Here is a 26222-nt window from a genome sequence, read left to right on the forward strand (position 1 = left end):
TCTCTTGTGTGAAGGAAACCGGTTCCCTATCCATTCCAAATCCATTTCAGAGATACCCTATCTATCTTACATTACACAAAATTCTTGACGGTACCAAACTTTGCACAAGAGGTACTTTAACACAATTAATTTATTTAATTTTTATTAACTCACTTAAATAAAAAACCTTTGAAATATCGCGTGTTTTCAAGACATATTTAATTTTGGTTATCTCATTTTACATAGTTTAATTAACTTATTTTTTCCCCTTCTATTTTGACAGGATGGAGGTCGCTGGTTCGAGCCCAGTCGGAATCACTAAGAGTGAAAAGCTTGAAATCCTTGCATGTATCAAGGATTTCAAGCTTTTCGTTTTTATAGCATTTACTCAAATGACGGTCGTGCCATTTTGGTACCGAAGCATTTTTCGTTTGATTTTGATAGCAGGGCATCGATCTGATTGGATGCTTCCTTTTCAATTAAGATATAAATGGTTAACTATCATGATGTTTTTGAAAAAATAAAGCAGCATCATTTCATATGCTGCTGGTAGGTGATTTATTTGCTATTCACTTCAACGTAAGAAGGAATCGGACAAGCCTCTTGCTTTAAAGAACTGTACTGTGAATGTGGATCAATCTCCACATCTTTTGTGCGCGCTTCAAACCAAGAGGTGATCAACGGCTGTAGAGAAGAATCGATATCTAATAACGTTGTTACGTGAACCGGGTGTGCACGATTGGTCAGTTTTACACTCATGACACCAAACATTCGCTGTAGCAAAGAACGCTCAAATTGCAATTCAAGCAACTTTGCGCGTTTCGTTACGAGTGTTTCTACTGTAAAGGCACCTGAGCGAAGCTGCACATGTGTATCTTCTAACCGAAACGCTGTATGACGGTATTCTCGAATGCGGTTGATATAAGTAAACACCAACACAATCGCACCAAGAATAAAGAAAAGTGGTTTCCAAAATCCAATGGCAGCAACGAGGCTTGCAAAAATAGGCGGCCGAAGCCAAATCAACTTTTTTGCTTTAGGGGATGCATAATGTGTCATACTACGCAGTTGAAATTCTGGCAGCATGATGGCTATTAATTCATGTGCTTTTTCCGTCGGTAAGTACGGGAAAAATTCATTAAGGTTTTGGTCCTCACTCGGCAAAATTTCCCCTGCTGAAATCAGCTTAATGGTTGTCACACCGAGCAACTTTTGATAGCCGTTTTGTTTGTAAATGACCGCTTGTACTTTGTCTTTACGAATGGAAAAGCTTTGTTTAGAAAGCCAGCCTTTTTGTACATAAATGCGTTCATTGTCCATTGAAATGGTATATTGATAGTAGCTATTAAACGTTTTAAAGACGCCGATACCGACAGCTGCGAATACGGCAAGTAAGACGAGCAAGATGAGCAGCCATCCTGAAAGATGAGACATCACCGTATCTACATTAATGTATTTCTCTGGATGTACATCTGACCATATATTTAAGCCAATAGGAATGATGGCTAAAAAACTGAAAGACAAAAGGGACGCTTTCAAAATATCACGAATGGTAGTAGTAAAAAGAACTTGACGTTCAGATACATGGATGGCTTCCCCAACCTGTTTCTCTTGATTCCCATTTCGTAAAACATAATCCTCTATCTTGATGCAATCTGCTTTGCTTACAAATTTCAATGTCACATCGCTAGTCGCTTCACCTGTTTCCATTGTGATCGATTGTACGCCAAATAATCGTTGCAAAACATTTGCCTGCGTTTGCACATTCTCAAATTTTTCGCGCGGTATAAATTGCTCTGATTTAGAAAATAGGCCCTTATGTATATGAATACCATCTTCAGCAAATACCACTTTAGTAAATAATGTCTCATAGATGCGAAACAGGAAACTGAATCCGAAAACCGCAATCGCACCCCATTGCACAATATTCATGAACATAGAGTTACTACCTGCATTTAGGAATAAAATGAACAGTATAAACAGATTGTTTTTGATAAGGTCTAGCATGTCATAGAATAGTTTTAGCTTGGAATAGCGAAACGTCATCTTTCATCAAGCTCCTTTAAACGGGCAAGCTTCGAAATATCATCGCGGAGCTTTATGGCAACTTCTTCCTCAATATGTGGAATGGTAACGCCGCCTTGCATCGTTTTAATTTCAATGGAGCGGACACCATATTTTCGCATAATGATGCCTTGAATCAATTCAATGGATTGTATTTTTGTCATCGGCACTACAACTTCCACTTTTGTCCAAACCCCGCTTTTAATGTATAAAAAATCATCCGTTAGCCCGTATCGAAACGTTTTATAGTATATCGGTGAGCTTACAAAATACGTCCACGGAATACCAATGATAGTAATGATAAACAGGGCGATCCAAACATACCGTAGCCAGTTCCACCAGTTAAAATAATCTGTGGAAAAATAAAGTCCAGTTATAACGACAAGGGAAATGAGTGATGTAATCAGTTCATTTAAATTGCGCACCTTCATCGCTTTAGGTGAGATTTGTTGATACTGTACTTCCATACGGTTCTCTCCTTTAAGTTGGAAAATTATCCATGCAATTTCACTTACGGTAAGTGATAAAAAAAGTTTCGTTTGAATAAGCTGTGATTGAAATTTTTGTAAAACAGCTATTTCGAAAAGTGAGAGATCTTTGAAGGAAATGTTTTGGGCTATGAGATACATTTTTGCTCTTCGCATAGCCCACAGGATATGAGTATGAGATGAAAAACAAACTTCAACAATCGGGCGATTTTTTTGAAGAAAGATGGAATGATATATGACTTTTTTTTAGGTTTAGGGAATTTCATTAAAATTCAAGGCTCACGTTTTTTCTAAACGTGAGCCTTGAGTCATTCTTCTGTATTTGCATTTTTTCACTTATTCATTCTGCTCGTATCTATTCAATGTGTGTTATTTTAGATTATCATTTAAAACGCTCTCCTCTAACACAGTAAATTTATCACCGTATACCTTGGTAATATGTTTTTCTCCCCATGCACATAAAGAGTCTAAAATCTCTTTTAAACTCCATCCATATTCGCTAAGTTCATATTCCACTTTTGGAGGAACTTGGTTATAAACAATGCGATTAATGATCCCATCTGCTTCTAACTCGCGTAGTTGTTGAGTTAACATTTTTTGTGTAATGCCGGGCATAAGACGTTTTAGCTCACTTGTCCGTTTTTTTACCGTGTGTTAGATGGCAAAGGATTACGCATTTCCATTTTCCGCCTATCACTTCTAATGTTGCTTCAACGGGAATATTATACTTCTTTTTTTGCATTTTTCTTCCTCCTAACCGATAGGTACTAAAAGTATCTATAGTACTTTTAAGTGTCTATATTACTTAAAAGTACGTACTTTCCTGAGTAATTTATATGTATCATAATAACATTTGCCGGCCGGTTTTCACCATCCTCTTTTGTATATCGTTTGTTTGCATAGATGGAAACAATGATTAGGAGGCAAAAAAATGACTTTAGATAAAAAACGAAGTACATTGGCATTGCTGGCATTAGCAGTGAGTGCCTTTGCCATTGGGACAACGGAATTTATTAGTGTAGGACTATTACCACTTATATCTCAAGATTTACACGTTTCTGTTTCAACGGCGGGGTTAACCGTTTCCTTATATGCTTTAGGGGTAACCTTTGGAGCACCGATCCTGACATCTGTGACATCGAATATGTCACGTAAATCGTTATTACTTTGGATTATGATTATTTTTATTATCGGAAATAGCATTGCTGCTAGTGCAACTAGTATTGGTGTGTTGTTAGTCGCTCGTGTGCTTTCGGCTTTTTCACACGGGGTATTTATGTCAATTGGCTCCACGATCGCAGCAAGTTTAGTACCGGAAAATCGCAGAGCTAGTGCTATTTCCATTATGTTCACAGGTCTCACCGTAGCAACTATTACGGGTGTACCTTTTGGCACATTCATTGGGCAGCAATTCGGCTGGAGGATTGCTTTTATATTTATTGTTGTTGTCGGCATTATTGCTTTCATCGCCAACGGTATTCTTGTTCCATCGAATTTACGAAAAGGTGCTCGTACTACATTGGGTGATCAGTTCAAGCTTTTGACAAATGGCCGCTTATTGCTTTTATTTATCATTACGGCTTTAGGATATGGAGGTACGTTTGTTGTCTTTACGTATTTATCTCCACTTCTTCAAGAGATCACGGGATTTCATGAGAAGACAGTTGCTGTCATTCTACTTATCTATGGAGTTGCCATTGCGATTGGTAACGTGATGGGTGGAAAGTTGTCTAATCAAAATCCGATTGGTGCATTATTTTATATGTTTATTGTGCAAGCCATTGTGCTCTGTATCTTAACATTCACAGCTCCATTTAAAGCAGCTGCATTCATTACGATCATCTTAATGGGATTGCTAGCTTTTATGAACGTGCCGGGACTGCAAGTATATGTAGTAATGTTAGCCGAGCGTTTTGTACCGAGTGCAGTAGATGTGGCTTCTGCGATTAATATTGCAGCATTTAACGCTGGAATCGCAATCGGATCGTACCTGGGTGGGGTAATCACCGATTTGCTTGGACTTATTCATACACCGTGGATAGGAGCATTAATGGTTCTAGGAGCTGTGATCTTAACAGATTGGAGTCGAACCCTAGAGCGAAAAGATCAAAAAAGTGTTGCGTAAAATTTAGATAAAGAAGGAAAGACATTCAAAAAAACAACCTTTCAATATACGTTTACAGAATGCGATGACTATCAACTATGCTTGCTTTCTTTGTTGGTATAAATCGGTTTATTAACTAAAAAATATAAAATATTGCTTAGAGGGAGGTGATGGATACTTACATAGACAGCAACACTGTTTAAAACCAATTTCAATTCTTAATCATTAGGAGGTCAAGTTATGGTTGCAAAAAATTTACAAGATACAACTACTTTGCATAACGGTGTAAAAATGCCCTGGTTTGGTATCGGAGTGTTTAAAGTAGAAGAAGGTCCCGAGCTAGTTAATGCTGTCAAAACAGCCATTAAACACGGTTATCGCAGTATTGATACAGCAGCTATTTATGGAAATGAAGTGGGAGTCGGTCAAGGTATTCGTGAAGGGATGAAAGAAACTGGTATTTCTAGAGAAGAGCTATTTGTGACATCGAAAGTTTGGAATACCGATTTAGGATACGAATCTACGATTGCAGCCTATGAAACGAGCTTAACTAAACTTGGTTTAGAGTATCTAGATTTATATCTCATTCACTGGCCTGTAGAAGGTAAGTATAAAGGTGCATGGAGAGCATTAGAGACGCTTTATAAAGAAGGACGAGTAAAAGCTATTGGAGTAAGTAATTTTCAAATCCATCATCTTGAAGACTTGATGAAAGACGCAGAAATTAAACCAATGGTGAACCAAGTGGAATACCATCCGCGTTTAACCCAAAAAGAACTTCAGTTGTTTTGTCAGGAACATGGGATTCAGCTAGAAGCTTGGTCTCCATTAATGCAAGGTCAATTACTAAATAATGAGGTTTTACAAGAGATCGCAAATAAGTATAACAAATCTGTTGCCCAAGTCATTTTACGTTGGGACTTACAAAACGGCGTTGTAACCATTCCGAAAACTACAAAAGAACATCGCATTGTTGAAAACGCATCAGTATTTGATTTTGAGTTAACGGAAGAAGATATGAAGAAGATTGATGGTCTGAATCAGAATCATCGAGTCGGTCCAGACCCAGACAATTTTGATTTTTAACATGTTCGCCGAGAAGGACCCATCTCTTAATGGCTCGTAAGGGGGAGAGGCTCATAAACGGAAAAGAAGTACCTTATGGGACTAAAGGAAGCTCAAGACTAGATTAGTATAAAGATTATTACCCCAGTCAGAATCATCAAATGAAATCCCTTGAGTCACAAGGCTGCAAGGGATTGTTTGTTTTTTCAGTGATCTAGTGTAATTTTTAGAGTGATTGAGCAATTATTGCATCCTATTTTTTATATTAAAAAACAAGGGGAGAGTCCTATGCCATTGAAAACAGGGGATGTCATCACCTTCGGCTGGACGTTTCTGGTGACAGCGGCATTCATCATGTCACCCCATATGAACAAGGAAGGCTTGTCGTTCAAGGATTGCTGACGACGACGTTGCCAACGAAGATCGGTGGGGATGATAACATCTTGGCGCGCACGGTGAATGTTGAGTGTTTGCGCCCTTTGTTTACGGGGGATACGATCCGTTGGGATGTGAACATTGAGAAGTCGGGATTTTTTATAGGATATATTGGGAGAGTGAAGAAATTTCGAAGTTGGACTACGATGAACCGAAAGAGGCTCTCTCATTGAAAACTTGCGTTTCTACCTATTACAAAAGGAAAATCACTCATTTGGGCCTAGGAAAGAAAACGACATCTGAACAATCAATTTCTTTGTTGTCATTTGATGGGCTGTTGGTCCCGAGTTGTGGCCTCATGGATGAGGTTAGCAAGTTCACGCTCATGGCCATGATGTCGGTTTGGGAAAACGGATAGATCGCCGTATTTTGCGGGTGAAGTGGTTAGACACCATTTCGCCATAACTTTTTGAACAGATTGTGAAATGTTGAACAAAGTTATTCCGTTTGTCGGAAAAAGGAGTATGATGAAAGTGTAAGGAACATCTTCCAAAATGAGAGGGGAGACATACAATGGTAGTAAAATGGTTGCGTGAATACGTTACAGCATCAGCGTTGATGGTAGTATTGAGGCTGTATTTAGGATATGAGTGGATGGTGGCAGGGTGGGGAAAACTGACGAACGGCTTTGATGCTTCAGGGTTTTTAAAAGGAACGTTGGCGAAGGCCACAGGCGAACATCCAGCTGTGCAAGGCTGGTGGGCAGCCTTTATCGAAAACGTAGCACTGCCGAATGTTGGATTGTTTAACTTCCTCGTGCCATGGGGCGAATTTCTCGTCGGCATCGCACTGATTCTTGGATTGTTTACGACTTTTGCTGCGCTCATGGGAGCGGTCATGAACTTCGCCTTCATGTTCTCGGGCACGACGAGCACGAACCCGCAAATGGTGCTGCTGACCGTCTTCATCCTCGTCGCCGGGGCCAATGCGGGACGATACGGTTTAGATCGTTGGGTGTTGCCTTATCTCCGCCAACGGTGGACGGATAAAATGCATCGTCCGCATCGTCCGGCCGTAGTGCATAAATAACCGCCATCACGCTGCGTAAGCTGTTTCGGATTTCTTCTTTATTCCAACGGCCGCTTCTTCTCCGATATGGAAGGAAGCGGCCGTTCGCTGTAGCAACCAAAATCTATGATCACGATCGCCCTTTTAAATAGAAGGATGGATCATCTTAAGCTGGAAGTGGGACACTTTCAACTTTTAAAAAGCGGGTGGCTTTTTATCCGTTTTGACAAACTCTTTTAGCAGATCGTCAAAATGATATTTATATTATTTTTATAATATATATGTTGTTCGCCTTTGATACTGCTCCCTTCTAGTAAATAAGTTGCGAGAAATTTGAACAAAATAGCAAAATATTTGACAAAAACTTCAGGAAATTTCTTGGCTGCGCTAGAATATGAATATAGGAAAATAAACCATTTTGGGAGGTGGATGTATGCTACATATTGTAGCCTGTATTAAGCAAGTGCCGGATACGAAGGTCGCCAAGATCAACCCGAAGACGAATACGATCGACCGCGCGAGCGCCCCGGCGATTTTAAACCCGTATGATGCGCATGCTGTAGAGGAAGCTGTCCGCTTGAAAAAAAGATATGGCGGCGTCGTTTCCGTCTTGACGATGGGCCCGCCGCCGGCAGTAAAAGCGATTCGAAAGTGCATTGAGCTTGGTGCTGATGAAGGGTATATGATTTCCGACCGCGCGTTTGCCGGGGCGGATACGTTGGCGACGAGCTATGCGCTGGCGAAGGCGTTGGAACAAATCGCGAAACAACGGCCGATTGATTTGATTATTTGTGGAAAAATGACCATCGACGGTGATACAGGCCAAGTGGGGCCAGGCATTGCCCGGCGTTTGGATATTCCGCCGCTCACCGGTGTGAACAAGGTCGTTGAAATTAACAAAGAAAAAGGATATGCGATTGTCCACCGCAAGCTCGAAGATGGTTATGAAGTCGTGAAGTCGACGCTCCCATGTTTATTCACGGTTGAAAAGGAAATTAACGACATCTCCTTTGCACCTTTACCCAACATGATTAAAGCCGCACGATACTACCCGACAATTTGGACCGCAAACGATTTGGAAAACGTTGACCGCAAACAGTTAGGATTAAAAGGTTCCCCGACAATTGTTTCGAAAATATGGACACCACCAAAGCCAAAAGGCGGTGAGATGCTCGAAGGGACGACAGAAGAAAAAGTAGAACAGCTGCTTTCGATCGTGCTTGAGAAAAAAGAGTTGTTTCAATCGTAGCAACGTTCCTGAACCTGCTTGGCTCGCTGCTAGGAGCGAAAAGGAATGTTTGATGTTCACAAGGAGGGGATAAAGTATGAACTTGGCTGATTACCAAGGGATATGGGTCTATATTGAAGTAAAAGACGGAAAGGTAGCCCCTGTTTCCTTGGAATTGCTTGGGGCCGGGCGAAAGCTCGCGGATAAACGCGGCACGGAACTTGGCGGAGTGTTGATTGGAAGCGGTATCAAAGAGCTCGCTCCGACGTTGTTCGCTTATGGGGCCGACGTTGTCTACGTCTATGACGATCCGATTTTTGCCCATTACCGCACAGAACCGTATATGCGCGCATTGCTTCACTGTTGCCAAAAGTATAAGCCGGAAGTGCTGTTATACGGAGCGACGCCGACAGGAAAAGACTTAGCGAGCGCGATTGCCACGGATTTGCCGACTGGATTGACGGCGGATACGACGATTCTTGACATTGAAGAAGACACGGGATTATTGTTGGCAAGCCGACCGGCGTTTGGAGGCAACATTATGGCGACGATTTTATGCAAAAAGTACCGCCCGCAAATGGCGACGGTCCGGCCGAAAGTAATGAAGGCTCTTCCGCCAGATCCGACTCGAACCGGCCGAATCGTTGAAGAGCGGATCGAGCTGCGCGAGGAGGAGATGCGGACGAAAGTGCTTGAAGTCGTAAGGCAAACAGTAAAAAAGGCGCGTATCGATGAAGCGGATATCGTCGTTGCCGGCGGCAAAGGAATGGGCAGCAAAGAAGGATTTCAGCTTATCCATGAGCTGGCGGATGTCCTCGGCGCCGCGGTCGGCGCTAGCCGTGATGTCGTTGAAGCCGGCTGGATCGACCACCATCACCAAGTCGGGCAAACCGGGGTGACGGTGACGCCGAAAATTTATTTCGCCATCGGCATCTCAGGAGCGATTCAACATATTGTCGGCATGCAAAACTCCGAACTGATCATCGCCATCAATAAAGATCCGAACGCGCCCATTTTCCAATCGTGCCATTATGGCATTGTCGGCGATGCGTTGGAGATTGTGCCGTTATTAATCAAACGGTTTAAAGAAGAGATCCCGAAATTAAAAGCATCAGCCGATGCGAAGGAGGAAATCCGCCATGCCTGAAAAATTTGACTGTATCGTCGTCGGAGCGGGTCCGGCCGGAACGGCTTGTGCCTATGAGCTCGCCAAAGCCGGAGTCAACGTATTGTTGCTTGAGCGCGGCGAATATCCAGGATCGAAAAACGTCATGGGCGGCGTGCTCTATCGAAAAATGATGGAAGACATAATCCCTGAGTTTTATAAAGAGGCGCCGCTCGAGCGGCCGATTGTTGAACAGCGGTTTATGTTGATGGATAAAGAGTCAGCGGTGACGTTCAGCTATAAAGGATTGGAGTGGGGACGCGAGCCGTATAACAACTTTACCGTTTTGCGGGCGAAATTTGACCAATGGTTTGCCGAGAAAGCGGTCGAACAAGGAGCGTTGCTTGTTTGTGAAACGGTGGCACTCGAATGCATCGTCGAAAACGGCCGCGTCGTCGGTGTCCGCACTGACCGTCCAGATGGCGAGGTATACGCCGATGTCGTTGTGCTGGCTGATGGCGTCAATTCGCTTTTGGCGAAACAGCTCGGGTTTCATCGCGAATGGCGGCCGGATGAAGTTGCCTTAGCAACAATGGAAATTTTAAAGTTGGACAAAAAAGTGATTGAAGAGCGTTTCAATCTCGAACCGGGGCAAGGATGCACGATCGAACTGCTTGGTGATGCGACGAAAGGCATTTTAGGGACAGGGTTTTTATATACGAATAAAGATACGTTAAGCATCGGCGTCGGCACGCTGCTTTCCGGGCTGATTAAGCATAAGATTAAGCCGTATGAGCTGCTTGAATACGTGAAAAACCATCCAATGATTCGACCGTATCTTCAAGGGAGCGAACCGGTCGAGTATTTGGCGCACTTGATTCCGGAAGGTGGCTATCATTCGATGCCGAAAGTCGTCGGCGACGGCGTGCTTGTCGTCGGTGACGCCGCCCAGCTCGTCAACGCCATTCACCGTGAAGGCTCGAACATGGCGATGACTTCCGGGCGCTTGGCAGCCGAAACGATCATTATGGCCAAAACGTACAACGACTTCTCGGAAAGCATGCTTGACCACTATCGCCTGAAACTGATGGAAAGCTTTATTGTCCAAGACTTGAAGAAGTATAAAGATGCCACCCATCATTTTGATGCGTTCCCGCAATATTTTGAACGCTATATTCCGCTGCTCAACCGGGCGGCTAGCCATATGTTCACCGTCGATGGAGCATCGAAGTGGGAAAAACAGAGAAAAATTTGGCGCGATCTTGGCTCGATGAAAGAAAAACTCAAATTGGCGCGCGATGTGTTTAAGGCATGGGAGGTGATGAAATAATGAGCCATTCGTCAACCATTGAGGAAAAGCAATATTTAGTCCGATTTAATGCCGATACGAAATCACACCTTCACGTCCTTGACCACGACATTTGCCTGACGAAATGTCCGGATAAAATTTGCACGATTTTCTGCCCGGCGGCGGTATATAAATGGGAGGGAACACGGATGCATGTTGGTTATGAAGGATGTCATGAATGCGGCAGCTGCCGCATCGGCTGTCCATATGAAAATATTCGTTGGGAGTATCCGAGAGGCGGCCACGGGATCGTCTTTCGGTTAGGGTGATCGCCATGTTCCAAATCGGGGATTGCGTCGTTTTCGCCCGTGATGGGGCAAGGGGAATCGTGCTTGAAATGAACGATCACTCCTGCCACGTGTTATGGGAAGACCGTTTTGTCAGCTGGGAGAAAAAAGAGCTGTTAACGGTCGATGTTGAGTTGACGAAAAGACAAACAATCCGTGTTTCTTCCGAACATGTTTCCTCTGATGTCAACCACCCGTTGTAAGGGTGGTTTTTTGTGTGCATGGGCAGCCCTCCGTGCTCACTAGGAAAGGTTTGGTTATGAACGGTGCAAAGACAAAATTTCATTGGAAATTGCTGATTTGCGGATGCTGTGTATGACAATCAAGCTGATGAACGGCATCCGTTTGGATCAAGTGATGAAACGGTTTGGGCAATGGGTTCATGCCATAGCGAACGGGAGATCACGCCGTTCGCTTTTTTTAGGTGTAGGGACTATCTTTTGTTATTTTGTTCCTTTGAAGGAAATTATTTTTTTATATTTTGCCGGTAATATATTGGAGGTTTTAACGTTTATATATTCGGGAGTGAAAATGTAACAACTATTTTTTTACAAAAAACCTTTAAATTTCAAATCAGCTTGTAATAAAATGAAAGTGTTCTTTGATAATTCTTTTGTTCTAGCCTTATCTGTTCATTGATTTAGTGAATGATTTCCACTTCACTTGACTTGAAGAGGGCGTTTCTTCGTTTCACGACGAAAGCCGCCTTTCGCCTCTCTGAGCCCTATTTTGGGTCGTCCCAACGGTGAGCATCCGGTGATTCGGAGTTCTTTCGCACCGCGGATATTTTACCTATGGGAGGCTTGGCTTTTTCCGTGAAAATGTGGGTGCGTTGAGCCGCCGTTTTCATGATCGGGTGAAGAACAAAGTTTGCTCATGGAACTTTTCCATGAAACCCCATATATAAAAACATCATACACAGGGCCTTTATCATGTGGGGGGTTGACACTAAATTACATTCATCTTCTGTTGATTGGCCAAACTCTGCCTTTTATGAGCGTAAAGCAACAATCTTCTTTTAGAACGATGATACCAAGGGGGAAGAATCAACATTATGTGCGGCTTTATCGGTTGTGTTCACGATCATCCGCGAATAAGAAATAAAAAATGGAACGAAATGTTTCAACTAATGAACGGTCTTATTACCCATCGCGGTCCTGATGATGAAGGGTATTTTTTTGATGACTACGTGTCTTTCGGGTTTCGACGTTTAAGCATTATCGATTTGGAAGCAGGGCATCAGCCGCTCTCTTACGAAAACGAACGCTACTGGATCATCTTTAACGGGGAAATCTACAACTATATTGAATTGCGGGAAGAACTGTTGGCGAAGGGGCATCAATTCGCGACGCACTCTGATACTGAAGTGATTGTTGCTCTTTATAGCGTGGAAAAAGAAAAAGCAGTCGAAAGGCTGCGCGGGATGTTTGCGTTTGTCATTTGGGACAAGCAAGAGAAATCGGTGTTTGCGGCGCGGGACCCGTTTGGTATTAAGCCATTTTTTTATGCGGAACAAGAGGGTCGCACATTTTTTGCTTCAGAAAAGAAAAGCATTTTGTTTGCGTTGGGGCATGAATCATTGGAGCATGATTCTCTACAACATTATTTAACCTTCCAATACGTCCCTGAGCCATTGACGATGTCGTCTGGCATTTACAAGTTGGAACCAGGGCATTATATCAAGAAAAAAGTTGGGGAACCGCTCACCGTTCACCGTTATTGGAAAGCATCCTTCCAGCCTGTTCGCCAATCGGAAGAGGAGCTTGTGAAACAAATTCGCGAGGCGCTGTTTGATTCGGTGAACGTGCATATGCGCAGCGATGTGCCGGTTGGAGCGTTTTTGTCAGGCGGGATTGACTCATCGTTGATCGTGGCCATCGCCAAGCAATTCCATCCGCATCTTAAGACATTTTCTGTCGGGTTTGAGCGGGAAGGGTTCAGCGAAATTGATGTTGCCAAAGAAACGGCGGAGAAGCTCGGTGTGGACAATATCAGCTATGTCATCTCCCCGCAGGAGTATATGGACGAGCTTCCGAAAATCATGTGGCATATGGATGACCCATTAGCTGATCCGGCAGCTGTGCCGCTCTATTTTGTGGCCCGTGAGGCGAGAAAACATGTTACGGTCGTGCTTTCCGGTGAGGGGGCAGACGAGCTGTTTGGCGGTTACAATATTTATCGCGAACCGCAGTCACTGCGGCTGTTCGAGCGGATGCCAGACGTGGTGAAAGCTGTGTTGCGGATGATCGCGAAGCTTCTTCCGGATGGAATGAAAGGAAAAAGTTTCTTAGAACGCGGGACGACGCCGCTCGAGGAACGGTATGTTGGCAATGCGAAAATGTATAGCGAAAACGAAAAAGAGGCATTACTCAAAACATATCAAAAAGGGCGCGAGTATACAACGATTACGGCTCCCTTTTATGAAGAAACGTCTCATTACCCTCCGGTCAACCGGATGCAATACATTGACATTCATACATGGCTAAGAGGCGATATTTTATTAAAAGCGGATAAAATGACGATGGCTCATTCGCTCGAACTGCGGGTTCCATTTTTAGATCGAAAGGTGTTTGAAGTCGCATCCAAAATTGCTCCTGACATGAAAACAGCCAACGGTACGACAAAATACATTTTGCGCAAGGCCGCTGAAGGCATCGTGCCGGATCATGTGTTAAACCGGAAGAAACTAGGGTTCCCGGTGCCGATTCGCCATTGGCTGAGAAATGAAATGTATGACTGGGCAAGACGACTTATCTATGAAAGTGAAACTGACCATTTGTTCCATAAGGATGTGCTATACCGTTTGCTCGATGAGCACGCCCAGCAGAAAGCGGATCATAGTCGCAAGCTGTGGACCGTCTTGGCGTTTATGATCTGGCACCAAGTCTATGTAGAAAAGAAATACGATTTTGCTTTATCTGTACAAGACGAAAAGTGGTCAACATCTGTTTTGGAGGCATAGCAGCGAACTGAAAAGGGGTCTCGGGAGTGTAGCCGGGACTCCTTTTTTGATGATTGCAAACAGAAAAGGAGTTCAGCAGTGAAGGGGGGAGTCAGCTCCCGTTTGATGCGGAAAGCAGGATTCCACAACGTTTTCCCTCAAATGAGCAACGGTTGGAAACGTATGTGTTCACGGAATAAAAAACCCCCTTCTTGACCTGTTTCTCCGTAAGAAACAGGTCAAGAAAAGGGACCGCGAATGGGAAGTTCCACTGTAAAGGTCGCTCCTTCTCCCGGCTCGCTCTGAACGGAGATAGTTCCATGGTGCATATCCACAATTTGTTTCGCGATCGCCAAGCCGAGCCCGCTGCCGCCTGCGGCGCGATGGCGGGATTTATCGACTTTATAAAACCGCTCAAAAATGCGGGGTTGGTCATGCTTTGGAATTCCCGGCCCTGTATCAGAAATCGTGACGATGGCTTGTTCGCCACGGCGTTGAACCTGGACGGTGATTGTTCCTCCTTTCGGTGTAAATTTGATGGCATTATGGATCAAGTTCAGCCACACTTGACTGAGCAAATCTTCATCAGCTGTAATCGATACTTTTTCCATCACGGCACACATGTCCACGTCTTTTTCCGCCCACTGCGGCTCGCAGTGAAGAATGAGCGTTTGTAATTGCGTGTCCAAACGATAGGATGTCGGATGAAGCGGGTAGCGCTCAGAATCTAACATCGCCAACCGCAGCAAATTCTCGCTTAGCTTTGACAGTCTTACGCATTCAGTTTCAATAATATCAAGATAATGCATCCGCTGCTCTTGGCTTAAGTTCTCGTTTTTGAGTGCGCGGGCAAATCCACGAATCGATGTTAGCGGAGAGCCAATCTCATGAGAAACGTTGGAAATAAATTCTTGACGCATGTCTTCCATGGCCTGCAAATTTGCGGCCATGTCGTTAATGCGTGTCACGAGTTCGGCAAACGGATGATGCCGTCCGCCCCAGTCAACCTGAAGATTCACTCGAAAATCGCCTTTGGCGATTCGATTAATGGCGTCTATTAAGTGGTGCCAAAATACTCTTTCGCGCTTTCGCAAAAAAGGACCGATCGCGCTCATGGTCATCCCGAATAGCAAAAAGCCGAAGATCGATGAAATGATTTGCCGAACGAGCGGATGCGGCTGCCAAGCGAATCGGGTGTAGATCGCTTCTGTGATGAAATATGCCGCAGACCAAAAGAGGCAGATGATTGACATCACAGCGATCACGGTCAAGATGGATTTAAACACAAACCATAATCGTTTCATTGGCGTGCCTCCAGCCGATAGCCGAGTCCACGAATCGTGCGGATGAAAAAGGGAGCGTTCGGCTGAGCGAACCGTTCACGCAGCCGCTTGATATGAACATCAACGGTTCGCTCATCTCCTTCATAATCGTAACCCCAAATCTGTTCAATCAATTCGTCGCGCGTGAACGTTTTACCGGGATAGCTGGCCAGTTGAAAAAGCAGTTCGAATTCTTTTGGTGGCAAAGGGACTTCCACGTCTCCCAAACGGCATTCGTACGTCTTGCGGTTTAACGACAAATGGCCAATTTGCACGATTTGCGAGGTGGCGATACGATACCGTTTAAGCAATGCTTTGACACGGGCGACAAGTTCAAGGGGGTCAAACGGTTTGACGAGATAGTCGTCTGCCCCAAGAGAAAATCCTTTCACTTTTTCCCTCGTTTCCCCTTTAGCGGTCAACATCAGAATGGGAACATCGTCATAGTCGCGCAGTTCACGGCATAGTTCCCACCCATCCATTTCCGGCATCATAATATCCATAATGACCAAATCCACTTTCGTCGTTTCTAGCACGTCAAGTGCTTCTTTTCCATTAGCTGCTTCGTGGATTGTCAATCCTTCCAAACTTAAAAAATGGCTGACGAGTTCGCGGATATGTGCATCATCATCGACAACTAAAATTCGGGCCATTGTCATCTTCCCTCCACGCGTTCTCTTTTCCATTGTGCCGTTTTCGTTCGTCCCCGTCAATGTAGCGGGCGTATTGCTCGCCATTCATCGCTATTCGTCCGATGTTTTCGTTCGTTTCCGTTAATGTAGCAGCCCATCTGTTCCTTATTTTCATCCTGACGTCAGATCGTGAATGAATCTGTTTGTTGGTTTTGGCTGTTCGGGGGATAAGCGTCAGACATCCCCCATGATTATGCGCGGCGCATATAGACACGAACCGTGATCGGGGCAAAAATCGCGACAATCGCTCCTGCGCCGATTAAAGAAATAATAAAATCAGTGCCAATCGTGCCATGGTTCGTTAGTTCGCGAACGGCCGTGATCATATGGGAAAGGGGATTGGCTTTGGCAATCCATTGCAGCCAGTCAGGCATTGTCTTGACTGGCACGAACGCATTTGAAAGAAACATAAGCGGAAACAGCGCCAACATGGAAATTCCTTGTACGCTAGCTGCATTGCGGGCAATGACGCCGAAGAAGGCAAATATCCAGCTGACAGCCCACGTGCACCCGATGGAGAACACGATGGCAAGCGCCACACTGGCGACACCTCCTTCCGGACGATAGCCGATGAGAAATCCGATGGTAAACGTCAGCACAGCGGCAATGACATAGCGAACGACATCGGCTAATAACGCCCCTGCCAACGGCGCGATGCGGGCGATCGGCAATGATTTAAAGCGGTCGAACACACCTTTGTCCATATCATCCCGAAGTTGGACTCCTGAAGCGACAGAGGCGCCGATCAATGTTTGGATGAGAATGCCGGGAATAATCATTGGCAGGTAGTTGTCCACATTTCCGGCGATGGCTCCACCAAAGATATAAGTAAACATCAACGTGAAAATGATCGGCTGGAAAGTGACGTCAAATAGTTGTTCCGGCGTACGCCGTACCTTCAGCAAACCGCGATAGGCCATTGTGAACGAGTTTCGCACCGCTTGGGAAATGCTCGTGCGGCTGTTCAGTTGGCGAGTGTTCATTCTATCGAACCTCCCTTAGAACGCTGAATTCTTCTTCATCTTTTTTCGCTCCATGGCCGGTAATGGCTAAAAAGACTTCATCAAGGGTTGGTTTTTGGACGTTGACCTCGGCTAAGCGGATCCCCTCTTGCCGCAAAGCGACAAGCACGTCCGTCACTTGATCCGGATCGGCCATTGACGCCGTGATGTTCCCGGTTTCTGCAGATATGCTTGACCGGATACGGAGAACGTGTTCAATGATGCGTTTGGCCGCTTCGATCTTTTCCGGTTGTTGCAATTTGACTTGCAATGACGACTGGCCGACAGATGTTTTGAGTTCATCGGGGGTCCCTTCGGCGACAACACGGCCGTGATTAATCACGGCGATGCGGTCCGCCAATTCATCCGCTTCTTGCAAGTATTGGGTCGTCAACAGCACGGTTGATCCCATGCGGACTAAGCGGCGGATCGTTTCCCACATTTGATTACGTGTGATCGGATCGAGACCCGTGGTCGGCTCATCAAGAAAAATGAGCGGCGGCTGGGCGATCAGGCTGGCGGCGAGATCGAGGCGCCGACGCATGCCGCCCGAGAAATGTTTTAACGGGCGTTTGGCCGCTTCTGTCAAGCCGAATTCCTCCAATAATTCACTTGTTTTCCGTCGCGCCTCTGCTCGGCTCAGTCCGAGAAGTCTACAAAAGATCATCAAATTTTCTACAGCGCTGAGCGTTTCGTCAACGGACGCATATTGGCCGGTGACACCGATCAACTGTCGGACAATTTGAGGTTGCTTGACGACATCGTACCCAAAAATTTGGGCCGAACCGCCATCCGGGCGCAACAAGGTCGCCAACATTCGAATGGTTGTTGTCTTGCCGGCGCCATTGGGTCCAAGCACTCCATAGATCGTGCCGGTACGTACACGCAACTCGAGGCCATCTACGGCCCGATGGTCGCCAAAAACTTTTACCAATCCGTGCGCTTCCACTGCCCACTCTTGATGCTCGGAAGCGGAGCGGTGTTTGTGTCCCATTTTTGTGTCCTCCTCTTTACAATGATTTGTACATGGCAAATCGTAGCACGCTATTATGAACAGAATGTGAACAAGGAACAATTTTTTGATTTACCCACTCTTGCAATTTTCCCGGTTTTGGTATATGCTTGTTCCAGTAACATGATAAATACTATATATCGTTGTGTTTGTTTGCTTTAACAACTACATATGGTGATTGCAAGCAATGGTGTCCATCAGGACTTAATAGGGAATCCGGTGCGAATCCGGAACTGCCCCCGCAACTGTATGTGCGGACGAAATGGGATGGCCACTGGCGGTGAAAGCTTGCACGGCACGCCGCTGGGAAGGACCCAAAGTAGGACGATGCACGAGTCAGGAGACCTGCCTTGCTTGGAAGTTTCATGTTCTTCGGGGTGTGAGAAGATGAAACGATAGGGAAATAGAAAAAGGAATCGTATGCCTTTTTCTGTCTGTCGTTTCATCCGCTCGTTCACCCGAGCGGATTTTTTTATTGAAGGAGAGGGAAAACGAATGACAGCGGTCACGAAATCCATTGTTGTTGATGATCAAGGAAAAGAGAAGTCGCTTTCGCGCAGAGAGTTTGCCGCGTTAATTGAGCAGGCGACGGCAGGCTTTGTCCGTTTGTCGCTTGAGGAATATGAAGAGCGTGTATGGCAGCTTCTCAGTCGAAAAGAGTTCGTCACCGTTGATCAACTGTATCAAACCGCTATTTTAGAAGGGTTGTCGTACATTAGTGAAGAGGAGCCGGAATGGACGTTTGTGTGCGCGCGGTTGTATTTGCGGATGATGTACCGCGAGGCGGCACGGCAGCGCGGGTACGATGCGCGCGAGCGGTATGGTGATTTTTATTCATTAATCGTTTCTTTGACAGAACAAGGGGTGTACAGCCCGCTATTGCTTGAGCGTTATACAAAAGAAGAGATCGAGACGGCTGGCTCATTTCTTGATCCAGACAAAGACTTGTTGTTTACGTATATCGGGTTGCGCACGCTCGCTGACCGTTATTTGGCCCGCGATTATGAGCGGCGGCTGTACGAACTGCCACAAGAACGGTTTCTCATCATTGCTATGACCTTGATGGTGAACGAACCGCCTAAGCGGCGCCTCGAGTTGGTGAAGGAAGCGTATTGGGCGTTAAGCAACCTATATATGACGGTGGCCACGCCGACACTTGCCAATGCCGGGAAGTCATACGGTCAGTTGTCAAGCTGCTTTGTCGACACGGTGGATGACAGCTTGCAGGCGATTTACGACAGCAACACTGACATTGCCAATTTATCGAAGTCAGGCGGCGGCATCGGTGTCTATCTTGGCAAAATCCGTTCGCGCGGCAGCGACATCAGAGGATTTAAAGGTGTTTCGTCAGGCGTCATTCCGTGGATGAAACAGCTGAACAATACGGCGGTGAGCGTTGATCAGTTAGGGCAACGCAAAGGGGCGATTTCCGTCTATTTAGATGTGTGGCATAAAGACATTTTTGCCTTTCTTGATGCACGGCTCAATAACGGCGACGAACGGCTGCGCACGCACGACTTGTTTACCGGTGTTTGCATTCCTGATTTGTTCATGGAACAAGTCGAACAGCGAGGCGACTGGTATTTGTTTGACCCACATGAGGTGCGGAAGGTGATGGGGTTTAGCCTCGAAGACTTTTATGATGAGGAAAAAGGGCGTGGCAGCTTTCGCGAGAAATATTGGCAATGCGTCAATGAGCCGAGACTGTCAAAAGAAAAAGTGCCAGCGATTGAAGTGATGAAAAGCATTATGCGCAGCCAGCTCGAGTCGGGGACGCCGTTTATGTTTTACCGCGATGAAGTCAACCGGCAAAATCCCAACCGCCATCTTGGCATGATCTACTGTAGCAATCTTTGTACGGAAATTGCGCAAAACCAAAGTCCGACAGTGACGAAGCAGCAATATGTGAAAGATGGAACGATCATCATCGAAAAAATACCGGGCGATTTTGTCGTCTGCAATTTATCGTCAATCAATTTGGCGCGCGCCGTCACCGATGGAGTGCTCGAACGTTTGATTCCGATTCAACTGCGGATGCTTGATAATGTCATTGATTTGAACAACATTCCTGTGCTGCAAGCAAGCTTGACGAACAAAAAATACCGTGCTGTCGGTCTCGGTACATTTGGCTGGCATCATCTGTTGGCGTTAAAAGGGATTCGCTGGGAGTCAGAGGAAGCCGTCCGCTACACTGATGAGCTGTATGAAACGATTGCTTATTTGGTGATACAAGCTAGCATGGAGCTGGCGAAAGAAAAAGGGAGCTACCCGGGGTTTTCAGGGTCAGATTGGCAAACGGGTGCTTATTTTGAGCGGCGTGGCTACAAAAACCACGGCGAACGGGATTGGGATCGGTTGAAGAGAGAGGTGGCACGCTACGGGATGCGCAACGGCTATCTCATGGCGGTCGCCCCAAACGCATCGACATCGATCATCGCTGGCAGCACGGCGAGCATTGACCCGATTTTTCGAAAAGTGTATGCCGAGGAAAAGAAAGATTATAAGATTCCTGTTACGGTGCCGGATTTAAACGAACAGACGACATGGTATTACAAATCAGCGTATTATATTGACCAGCGTTGGAGCATTAGACAAAACGCTGCCCGTCAGCGCCATATCGATCAAGCAATCTCGTTTAACTTCTACGTCATGAATACGATTAAGGCGAAAGAATTGTTGGAGTTGCATTTGACGGCGTGGAAGTCGGGGCTGAAAACGACGTATTATGTCCGCTCAACGTCAGGGACGATGGAAGAATGTGATGCTTGTGCGAGCTGACCGCGGACAACGCCATGCTATTTGTCGGATCGGGTTTCTTATGTTAGAAGAGATGTCCGGTGAGTGGGTTGCCTAGGAATACGATGACACGAGGGGGAATCGACGATGAACTTGACGAAACGACCGATTATGGATCCAGAAGCGCCAAACCGCTCAACAGGCATGATCAATGGACGCTGCTCGAATGTGTTGAACTGGGACGATATCGCCTACCCTTGGGCGTATGCGAAATATAAGCGGATGCTCGCCAACTTTTGGACGCCGTTTGAAATCAATATGGCGCAAGATGTGAAGCAGTTTCCGCAACTAACCGCACGCGAGCAGGATGCATTTTTAAAAATTATCGGGCTCTTGGCGCTCCTTGACAGCATCCAAACCGATTACGCAGGACGTGTTGCCGATTACATCACCGACCCGAGCATTAATGCGCTGATGATTATGCTCGCCCAGCAAGAGGTGATTCACAATCACTCGTATTCGTACGTGCTCTCAAGTCTTGTACCAAAAGCGAAGCAAGATGAAGTGTTTGATTTTTGGCGGAATGAACCGACGTTGCGCAAGCGAAACGACTTTGTGACGAACGGCTACAAGGCGTTTGCCGAAAAGCCGAACGTCGAGAACTTGCTTCGGTCGATCGTTTTTGACGTGATTTTGGAAGGGCTGTTTTTCTACTCAGGATTCGCTTTCTTTTACAATCTCGCCCGCCAGCAAAAAATGGTGGCGACAAGCACGATGATCAATTACATTAATCGTGACGAGCACATTCATGTTGACTTGTTTGCGAAAATTTTCAAGGAAGTGCTGAATGAATATCCAGAGTATCGGACGCCCGAGTTGGCTGATTTTGCCCGCAGTACGTTTATGAAAGCGGCCGAGCTGGAAATCGAATGGGCTGGGGAAATCATCGGAAATGACATTGATGGCATCGACTTGGCGGATTTGGAAGCGTATATTAAGTTTTACGCCAACGTCCGCGCCCATCAGCTTGGGTTCGACCGTCCGTTTGACGGCTACCGGACAAACCCGCTCCGCTGGATTAAGGCGTATGAAGAAGTCGACCTTGGCAAGTCCGACTTTTTTGAACAAAAACCGCGCCAATATACGAAAGTGCAAGTGGATAACGGATTTGATGAATTATAATGAGGAAAGCCACGTTTGACGATGGTCAGGCGTGGCTTTTTTGTCAGACAAGGCCGTTCGTCTCTCTTTTGATTGATCGTCTTTCGTGATATGATGGCGGCAAACAAGAGAACGGCGGCGCTCCGTCGTGGACGTGTCCTGCGGTTTTTCATAGATGGCAGGACATCGCTGAAAGGGGACGAGCTGCTCGGCAAGATGGTGTCATTTTTCATGCTGGACGGTTTTCACGGTGGGGAAGTTGAGTTCAATACGCAAACAAGTACATGTTTACTCGAGCCGGTCAAACCGATCATTCACTTCTGTATGAAACAGTAGCCTTTTGGCTCGAGACTGTCGGCGGTTTCTTGGATTCCGGCCCGCAGCTGATTGCGCAGATCGTCAGTTTGGCCACGGATATTGCCGAGAAAATAACTTCAGCGCCTACCATCTCTTTCACGACCGTATCGCACTCCATACTAGTTCCTCTTCTTCTGTTTTGATTATACAATGAGAATGGGAAAAAATGATATTGCTTTTGTCGAATGGAGGAGCTGCTTGGTGTATTCCTAATGCTTCCATGTGTCATAGTATCATGAGAAAAAAGCATGTCCCTTGCTGTTGAAATAGGGGAGGGGAGATAGATGGAAGAAATGGAGAAAAAACAGGACATGGAGCGGCTGCGAGAAGAATTGAATCATTGGCTTGCGGAAGAGGAGAGCGATGATGACTGGAAATGGTTGAAACGGGGGGGGGAAGACATTTGTCTTCGTTTCTCTCAACTCGAACCGAAAAATAGGAAATTCAAAATATGGTTTGCTCAAATTTTGCGCGATTATGGCCGTGACATAAAGTTAAAGAAAGAGAATTATCGCAAAGCGAGGAAATTGTTTGAAGAAGCTCTTCGTCTTGATCCGGAAGACGCGGTTTGCCGCTACCATTTGGGGCATCTCGAGCTGTATGACGGGCGGTGGCATAAGGCGATTCGTCAATTCCAACTCGTTTTGCAATCAACAAGCAAAAACCTAGAACCGTATCACTATATTCGTGCGCTCTGTTCTAGCGCTATCGCCTATAATCAGCTTGGCGGTCCCGAAAAGGCGCTTCGCCTCCTTGATGAAGCGAAGGAAAGGGACAGCGAGCGTTTGTATCGTACGGAAATTGACAATGTTCGTTTGCAAGTGAATGTGGGGAAAAAACGGATGTGGAGGAAGAGGATGTTTCATTTCTATTAAACGAAATAAACGCTCCTATATTACATACGAAGAAGCTTGCAGACTGGCTGAGGAAGACGAAACATATGTCATTTTAGATATGCGGAGGGGTCAAGCGGTTTTCCATGGCCCGCATGACTCTGTTGGCTTGCCCGGTCGACTTGTCAAATTGCTTCGCTATTTGCTCGAGGATGCGCCGAAGGTTAAACGATACGATGCCATCCTTAGTAACGTTTGGGAAGATAAAGATACCGTGAAAAAAATGATCAATAAGTTGAGGAAAAAATTAGAACAATGTTTTTCCGAGCCAGCTGATCAGATTATTGTGAATGTAAGAGGGGAAGGATATGTGTGGAATTGTAAGATTCCGTACCGGATTATCGTTTGCCTGGATGAATATGAATATTTCACATGAAAAACAGCCTACGGGAATGGTCACCATGTTGGTGACCATTTTTTCGTATGATGACATTGTAATCCATAAAGTGAAGGAGAAGGAGGGAGTCGCAATGGCGACATTGACAGCACAATTGTTGATCGGAAAGGGTCATCCGTACCACGGCGGCATTAACCCGACTCATTATTTGTTTTTATCGGAGAACAGCGTACCGGCATGGATTTTAGTCCCGGAAAATCTTCTCTCGTCTAAACACCCGAAACCGTTTAAGAAAAAAGTATGGATTCCGACGCTCGAGCATATGCTTGAGGACGGACTGCTCATGGTGGCGTATTATGTCCTCAATGACCCTGTGATCCAAGAAAAGGCGAGACCGTTCATTGAAGGGAAAAAAGGGCAGACGTGTTCAATTGTACGAGGACATCGCTATGAGCAGTCTTCGTGAGCTGCATGCGCTCTGCCGGCAGATGGACACGGATTATAAAATCGCGTTCACCATTTTTGATGATTCCACGCTGAACGGTCATTTGGATGTATTGAAACAATACAAGATGGATGTAGAAATTTGCCTTTCTTGCTATCATCGCTATGGGAATGTGTGGGGCCAGCGAACGGTGGAAAGAGGAAGCTGGCCGATCCGTTGACGATGCAGTGTCCTAGGAGGAGCTTGATAGATTTTTCAACGGTTTGGCTGCTAGGGGTCGAGCGGTGAACGACAATCCAACAAACATGTATTTTAAGGATAACGGAGGAATAAAAATGGAAATGATCAATGTATTTGTATACGGAACACTTCGGCGAGGTGGGGGGAATCACCAGCTGATTGCTGAGTATGTGCAGTCTGTGCACGAGGCAACGGTAAAAGGGATGCTGTTTCATTTGCCATACGGCTATCCGGCAATGGTGGATGGAAGAGGGACAGTGCGCGGCGAAATATTGGAACTCAGCAATCCGGAAACAGCGCTAACCATACTCGATGAGCTTGAGGGGTATCACGGTCCGGGGCAGTCTAACGAGTATGAACGAATCACCGTTACAGCAGTGACCGCCGATGGCAACAAATATATTTGTTACACTTATGTTTATCCAGAGGAACAGAGAGAGTGGCTCGAGCAAAACGCTCAACCCATTTTCGGGGGTGATTGGATGGCGTTTCTTCATTCAAAAGATGAAGTGATGTATTTTGCGTATGGCTCTTGCATGAGTGAACGCGATTTTCGCCGCACTGTCCCGCATTTCGAAGTGATGGGGCGGGCCGTGCTTGATGACTATCGGTTGGCGTTTACGCGGTATTCGTCCGGTCGGCAAGGCGGGGTGGCTGATATCGTACCTTCTCCTGGCGACCGGGTTGAAGGGGTGCTGTACAAAATTTCGTCACGCTACGTAAAGGATTTGGATTGGCGCGAAGGTGTTCCGGCTGGTGTGTACCGCCGGGAATACATCGATGTGCAGCATAACGGACAACTTGTTTCCGCCCTCACGTACGTTGTCGTTGAGAAACAGTTGGATGAAATTGCTCCGAGCGAATCGTACGCTTCGATTATTCTTGATGAAGGGACGTCTCTTTTAAGTCCGCAATACATCGAGCAAGTGCGGCGTCATATTGAAACCTTACAGAAAAAAGGGCGGTAAGCATAAAGTACAGCTCATTGGCGGCAGGGATGACGATCCAAGACCTGCTGTTTTTTGGGCTAGGAAGTGATGGTTTCTGCACATCGTTGGGCTCTTTACCGTAAATTCGGCATAGCTGTCATGTGACAGCAACTTCAGCGTTTAGATGGCTTCTCCCAACTGTATCATCACTTCTTAATATATGGGGGAATTCGTGGAAAACGCTTTGCCAGTCAACCTGTGCCTTGTTTCAAGCTTGATGGATCTCCGCGATATTGCGACGGGAATAGGAGGGAGATTTATACCATAGACAGCAGGTGAGGGTAGCTGATATGATGAGGAGGTGAAAGGATAGCAAGCTGGATGCGTAAATGCGCATCTGGCTTATTCTATTTTTTTGACGATTTGAGGGGGATGACATGCTCAAAGACATTGTTTTAGTGTTGGCGCTGCAGCTTGTTTATGTGCCGATTTTAACGCTGCGGACCATTTTTATGGTCAAAAATATGAGCCTATTGGCTGCGTTCATGGGATTTTTAGAAGCACTCATTTATGTGTTTGGACTATCGATCGTCTTTAGCGGAGAACAAAGCTATATCGTTATGATCGTCTATGCGGCTGGATTTGGCGCCGGGCTTTTTATTGGAGGATATATCGAGCAAAAGCTGGCGATTGGGTATACGACTGTGACGGTCAATTTGCAACAAAAAAACCAAGAGTTGATTCACTTGCTTCGGGAAAGTGGCTATGGCGTTACCGTTTATACGGGGGAAGGAAGGGACAGTCAGCGGTATCGGCTTGATATTTTGACGAAACGGAATCGGGAAGAGGAGTTATTGGAACTGATCGAACGGTATGAACCGAAGGCGTTTATCATTTCTTACGAGCCGCGGCGGTTTAAAGGCGGGTTTTTAGTCGCCTCGATGAAAAAGCGTGTGAAAAGGAAAAAGGAGTGTCACGAGTCATGACTGATACGCGAGCAGCCCACCTGGTTAACGGGTGGGCTGTTTCCGTTTAGGGCGTACAC

General features: G+C 45.8%; 25 protein-coding genes, 2 pseudogenes and 1 riboswitch. Of the genes and pseudogenes, 19 read left to right on the top strand and 8 right to left on the bottom strand.

Going from position 1 to position 26222, the window contains the following annotated elements; genetic code table 11:
- Nucleotides 1-537 precede the first annotated feature (537 nt).
- The 3 genes and pseudogenes from IC804_RS14295 to IC804_RS14305 all read right to left on the bottom strand — a co-directional run bounded on the left by IC804_RS14295 (nt 538) and on the right by IC804_RS14305 (nt 3273).
- Nucleotides 538-1911 (bottom strand): PH domain-containing protein, encoded by a 1374-nt coding sequence (locus tag IC804_RS14295; protein ID WP_223812823.1) that lies wholly within the window; start codon nt 1909-1911, stop codon nt 538-540.
- Between the two features lie 110 nt (nt 1912-2021).
- Nucleotides 2022-2510, bottom strand: a complete 489-nt coding sequence (locus tag IC804_RS14300) for a PH domain-containing protein (protein WP_008878903.1) — start codon at nt 2508-2510, stop codon at nt 2022-2024.
- Between the two features lie 390 nt (nt 2511-2900).
- Nucleotides 2901-3273 (bottom strand): annotated as a pseudogene (locus IC804_RS14305) (winged helix-turn-helix transcriptional regulator).
- 189 nt (nt 3274-3462) lie between these two features.
- Here IC804_RS14305 and IC804_RS14310 point away from each other — a divergent pair.
- From IC804_RS14310 to asnB, 10 genes and pseudogenes are all read left to right on the top strand, one after another.
- On the top strand, nt 3463-4656 hold the full coding sequence (locus IC804_RS14310) for an MFS transporter (protein ID WP_029760340.1): 1194 nt from the start codon (nt 3463-3465) through the stop codon (nt 4654-4656).
- Nucleotides 4657-4875: 219 nt separating this feature from the next.
- Entirely contained in the window at nt 4876-5721 is an 846-nt protein-coding gene (locus tag IC804_RS14315; protein ID WP_190300618.1) for an aldo/keto reductase, read from the top strand.
- 267 nt (nt 5722-5988) lie between these two features.
- Nucleotides 5989-6308 (top strand): annotated as a pseudogene (locus tag IC804_RS19120) (enoyl-CoA hydratase).
- 340 nt (nt 6309-6648) lie between these two features.
- Entirely contained in the window at nt 6649-7164 is a 516-nt protein-coding gene (locus IC804_RS14325) for a DoxX family protein (RefSeq protein WP_081157188.1), read from the top strand.
- A gap of 412 nt (nt 7165-7576) precedes the next feature.
- Complete coding sequence (locus IC804_RS14330; protein ID WP_008878898.1) at nt 7577-8392, top strand: electron transfer flavoprotein subunit beta/FixA family protein; 816 nt, start codon at nt 7577-7579, stop codon at nt 8390-8392.
- A gap of 76 nt (nt 8393-8468) precedes the next feature.
- Nucleotides 8469-9518 carry an electron transfer flavoprotein subunit alpha/FixB family protein gene (locus IC804_RS14335; protein ID WP_008878897.1) on the top strand — a complete coding sequence of 350 codons (1050 nt, stop codon included), beginning with the start codon at nt 8469-8471 and terminating at the stop codon, nt 9516-9518.
- A complete protein-coding gene (locus tag IC804_RS14340) occupies nt 9511-10806 on the top strand; it encodes an FAD-dependent oxidoreductase (RefSeq protein ID WP_029760344.1) in 1296 nt (431 codons plus the stop codon). The genes IC804_RS14335 and IC804_RS14340 overlap by 8 nt, the downstream gene beginning before the upstream one ends.
- The gene (locus tag IC804_RS14345; RefSeq protein WP_049756676.1) at nt 10788-11093 is read left to right on the top strand and encodes a ferredoxin family protein; all 306 of its coding nucleotides are present in this window, start codon (nt 10788-10790) and stop codon (nt 11091-11093) included. Before IC804_RS14340 ends, IC804_RS14345 begins: the two co-directional genes overlap by 19 nt.
- A gap of 5 nt (nt 11094-11098) precedes the next feature.
- Nucleotides 11099-11314, top strand: a complete 216-nt coding sequence (locus tag IC804_RS14350) for a hypothetical protein (RefSeq protein WP_008878894.1) — start codon at nt 11099-11101, stop codon at nt 11312-11314.
- Nucleotides 11315-12165: 851 nt separating this feature from the next.
- Complete coding sequence (asnB, locus tag IC804_RS14355; RefSeq protein WP_011886997.1) at nt 12166-14073, top strand: asparagine synthase (glutamine-hydrolyzing); 1908 nt, start codon at nt 12166-12168, stop codon at nt 14071-14073.
- A gap of 218 nt (nt 14074-14291) precedes the next feature.
- Here asnB and IC804_RS14360 read toward each other — a convergent pair whose 3' ends face one another.
- The 5 genes from IC804_RS14360 to IC804_RS14380 form a co-directional block, all read right to left on the bottom strand.
- Nucleotides 14292-15356 (bottom strand): sensor histidine kinase, encoded by a 1065-nt coding sequence (locus IC804_RS14360; RefSeq protein WP_011886998.1) that lies wholly within the window; start codon nt 15354-15356, stop codon nt 14292-14294.
- Nucleotides 15353-16027 (bottom strand): response regulator transcription factor, encoded by a 675-nt coding sequence (locus tag IC804_RS14365; RefSeq protein ID WP_008878890.1) that lies wholly within the window; start codon nt 16025-16027, stop codon nt 15353-15355. Before IC804_RS14365 ends, IC804_RS14360 begins: the two co-directional genes overlap by 4 nt.
- A complete protein-coding gene (locus IC804_RS14370; RefSeq protein ID WP_190300619.1) occupies nt 16002-16181 on the bottom strand; it encodes a hypothetical protein in 180 nt (59 codons plus the stop codon). Before IC804_RS14370 ends, IC804_RS14365 begins: the two co-directional genes overlap by 26 nt.
- A 76-nt stretch (nt 16182-16257) precedes the next feature.
- A complete protein-coding gene (locus IC804_RS14375; protein ID WP_008878889.1) occupies nt 16258-17049 on the bottom strand; it encodes an ABC transporter permease in 792 nt (263 codons plus the stop codon).
- A gap of 1 nt (nt 17050) precedes the next feature.
- Nucleotides 17051-18061 carry an ATP-binding cassette domain-containing protein gene (locus tag IC804_RS14380; protein WP_081157187.1) on the bottom strand — a complete coding sequence of 337 codons (1011 nt, stop codon included), beginning with the start codon at nt 18059-18061 and terminating at the stop codon, nt 17051-17053.
- A gap of 189 nt (nt 18062-18250) precedes the next feature.
- A riboswitch (cobalamin riboswitch) is annotated at nt 18251-18447 on the top strand.
- Between the two features lie 127 nt (nt 18448-18574).
- Here IC804_RS14380 and IC804_RS14385 point away from each other — a divergent pair.
- From IC804_RS14385 to IC804_RS14425, 9 genes are all read left to right on the top strand, one after another.
- Nucleotides 18575-20857, top strand: coding sequence for a ribonucleoside-diphosphate reductase subunit alpha (locus IC804_RS14385; protein ID WP_081157186.1), 2283 nt, complete (start codon nt 18575-18577; stop codon nt 20855-20857).
- 105 nt (nt 20858-20962) lie between these two features.
- Nucleotides 20963-21997 carry a ribonucleotide-diphosphate reductase subunit beta gene (locus IC804_RS14390; RefSeq protein WP_008878886.1) on the top strand — a complete coding sequence of 345 codons (1035 nt, stop codon included), beginning with the start codon at nt 20963-20965 and terminating at the stop codon, nt 21995-21997.
- Nucleotides 21998-22087: 90 nt separating this feature from the next.
- Nucleotides 22088-22312, top strand: a complete 225-nt coding sequence (locus IC804_RS14395) for a hypothetical protein (protein ID WP_190300620.1) — start codon at nt 22088-22090, stop codon at nt 22310-22312.
- A gap of 305 nt (nt 22313-22617) precedes the next feature.
- Entirely contained in the window at nt 22618-23208 is a 591-nt protein-coding gene (locus IC804_RS14400) for a tetratricopeptide repeat protein (protein WP_223812825.1), read from the top strand.
- A gap of 79 nt (nt 23209-23287) precedes the next feature.
- Complete coding sequence (locus IC804_RS19125; protein WP_158083260.1) at nt 23288-23602, top strand: helix-turn-helix domain-containing protein; 315 nt, start codon at nt 23288-23290, stop codon at nt 23600-23602.
- Between the two features lie 94 nt (nt 23603-23696).
- The gene (locus tag IC804_RS14410; protein WP_131261677.1) at nt 23697-24029 is read left to right on the top strand and encodes a hypothetical protein; all 333 of its coding nucleotides are present in this window, start codon (nt 23697-23699) and stop codon (nt 24027-24029) included.
- On the top strand, nt 24013-24228 hold the full coding sequence (locus IC804_RS14415; RefSeq protein WP_008878881.1) for a hypothetical protein: 216 nt from the start codon (nt 24013-24015) through the stop codon (nt 24226-24228). Before IC804_RS14410 ends, IC804_RS14415 begins: the two co-directional genes overlap by 17 nt.
- A gap of 115 nt (nt 24229-24343) precedes the next feature.
- Nucleotides 24344-25216 carry a gamma-glutamylcyclotransferase family protein gene (locus IC804_RS14420; protein WP_008878880.1) on the top strand — a complete coding sequence of 291 codons (873 nt, stop codon included), beginning with the start codon at nt 24344-24346 and terminating at the stop codon, nt 25214-25216.
- A gap of 398 nt (nt 25217-25614) precedes the next feature.
- The gene (locus IC804_RS14425; RefSeq protein WP_008878879.1) at nt 25615-26163 is read left to right on the top strand and encodes a DUF2179 domain-containing protein; all 549 of its coding nucleotides are present in this window, start codon (nt 25615-25617) and stop codon (nt 26161-26163) included.
- Nucleotides 26164-26222 lie beyond the last annotated feature (59 nt).

Source organism: Geobacillus sp. 47C-IIb (genome assembly GCF_014679705.1).
Lineage (GTDB): Bacteria > Bacillota > Bacilli > Bacillales > Anoxybacillaceae > Geobacillus > Geobacillus thermodenitrificans.

What these genes read in the sequence shown, in the direction of transcription:
- IC804_RS14315 (WP_190300618.1), top strand. Translation starts at nt 4,876, where the DNA reads ATGGTTGCAAAAAATTTACAAGATACAACTACTTTGCATAACGGTGTA.
- IC804_RS14395 (WP_190300620.1), top strand. Translation starts at nt 22,088, where the DNA reads ATGATGGCGGCAAACAAGAGAACGGCGGCGCTCCGTCGTGGACGTGTC.
- IC804_RS14390 (WP_008878886.1), top strand. Translation starts at nt 20,963, where the DNA reads ATGAACTTGACGAAACGACCGATTATGGATCCAGAAGCGCCAAACCGC.
- IC804_RS14345 (WP_049756676.1), top strand. Translation starts at nt 10,788, where the DNA reads ATGGGAGGTGATGAAATAATGAGCCATTCGTCAACCATTGAGGAAAAG.
- IC804_RS14350 (WP_008878894.1), top strand. Translation starts at nt 11,099, where the DNA reads ATGTTCCAAATCGGGGATTGCGTCGTTTTCGCCCGTGATGGGGCAAGG.
- IC804_RS14330 (WP_008878898.1), top strand. Translation starts at nt 7,577, where the DNA reads ATGCTACATATTGTAGCCTGTATTAAGCAAGTGCCGGATACGAAGGTC.
- IC804_RS14370 (WP_190300619.1), bottom strand. Translation starts at nt 16,181, where the DNA reads ATGAAAATAAGGAACAGATGGGCTGCTACATTAACGGAAACGAACGAA.
- IC804_RS14300 (WP_008878903.1), bottom strand. Translation starts at nt 2,510, where the DNA reads ATGGAAGTACAGTATCAACAAATCTCACCTAAAGCGATGAAGGTGCGC.
- IC804_RS14425 (WP_008878879.1), top strand. Translation starts at nt 25,615, where the DNA reads ATGCTCAAAGACATTGTTTTAGTGTTGGCGCTGCAGCTTGTTTATGTG.
- IC804_RS14340 (WP_029760344.1), top strand. Translation starts at nt 9,511, where the DNA reads ATGCCTGAAAAATTTGACTGTATCGTCGTCGGAGCGGGTCCGGCCGGA.
- IC804_RS14325 (WP_081157188.1), top strand. Translation starts at nt 6,649, where the DNA reads ATGGTAGTAAAATGGTTGCGTGAATACGTTACAGCATCAGCGTTGATG.
- IC804_RS14415 (WP_008878881.1), top strand. Translation starts at nt 24,013, where the DNA reads ATGAGCAGTCTTCGTGAGCTGCATGCGCTCTGCCGGCAGATGGACACG.
- IC804_RS14385 (WP_081157186.1), top strand. Translation starts at nt 18,575, where the DNA reads ATGACAGCGGTCACGAAATCCATTGTTGTTGATGATCAAGGAAAAGAG.
- IC804_RS14295 (WP_223812823.1), bottom strand. Translation starts at nt 1,911, where the DNA reads ATGAATATTGTGCAATGGGGTGCGATTGCGGTTTTCGGATTCAGTTTC.
- IC804_RS14380 (WP_081157187.1), bottom strand. Translation starts at nt 18,061, where the DNA reads ATGGGACACAAACACCGCTCCGCTTCCGAGCATCAAGAGTGGGCAGTG.
- IC804_RS14420 (WP_008878880.1), top strand. Translation starts at nt 24,344, where the DNA reads ATGGAAATGATCAATGTATTTGTATACGGAACACTTCGGCGAGGTGGG.
- IC804_RS14360 (WP_011886998.1), bottom strand. Translation starts at nt 15,356, where the DNA reads ATGAAACGATTATGGTTTGTGTTTAAATCCATCTTGACCGTGATCGCT.
- IC804_RS14400 (WP_223812825.1), top strand. Translation starts at nt 22,618, where the DNA reads ATGGAAGAAATGGAGAAAAAACAGGACATGGAGCGGCTGCGAGAAGAA.
- IC804_RS19125 (WP_158083260.1), top strand. Translation starts at nt 23,288, where the DNA reads ATGCGGAGGGGTCAAGCGGTTTTCCATGGCCCGCATGACTCTGTTGGC.
- asnB (WP_011886997.1), top strand. Translation starts at nt 12,166, where the DNA reads ATGTGCGGCTTTATCGGTTGTGTTCACGATCATCCGCGAATAAGAAAT.
- IC804_RS14310 (WP_029760340.1), top strand. Translation starts at nt 3,463, where the DNA reads ATGACTTTAGATAAAAAACGAAGTACATTGGCATTGCTGGCATTAGCA.
- IC804_RS14410 (WP_131261677.1), top strand. Translation starts at nt 23,697, where the DNA reads ATGGCGACATTGACAGCACAATTGTTGATCGGAAAGGGTCATCCGTAC.
- IC804_RS14365 (WP_008878890.1), bottom strand. Translation starts at nt 16,027, where the DNA reads ATGGCCCGAATTTTAGTTGTCGATGATGATGCACATATCCGCGAACTC.
- IC804_RS14375 (WP_008878889.1), bottom strand. Translation starts at nt 17,049, where the DNA reads ATGAACACTCGCCAACTGAACAGCCGCACGAGCATTTCCCAAGCGGTG.
- IC804_RS14335 (WP_008878897.1), top strand. Translation starts at nt 8,469, where the DNA reads ATGAACTTGGCTGATTACCAAGGGATATGGGTCTATATTGAAGTAAAA.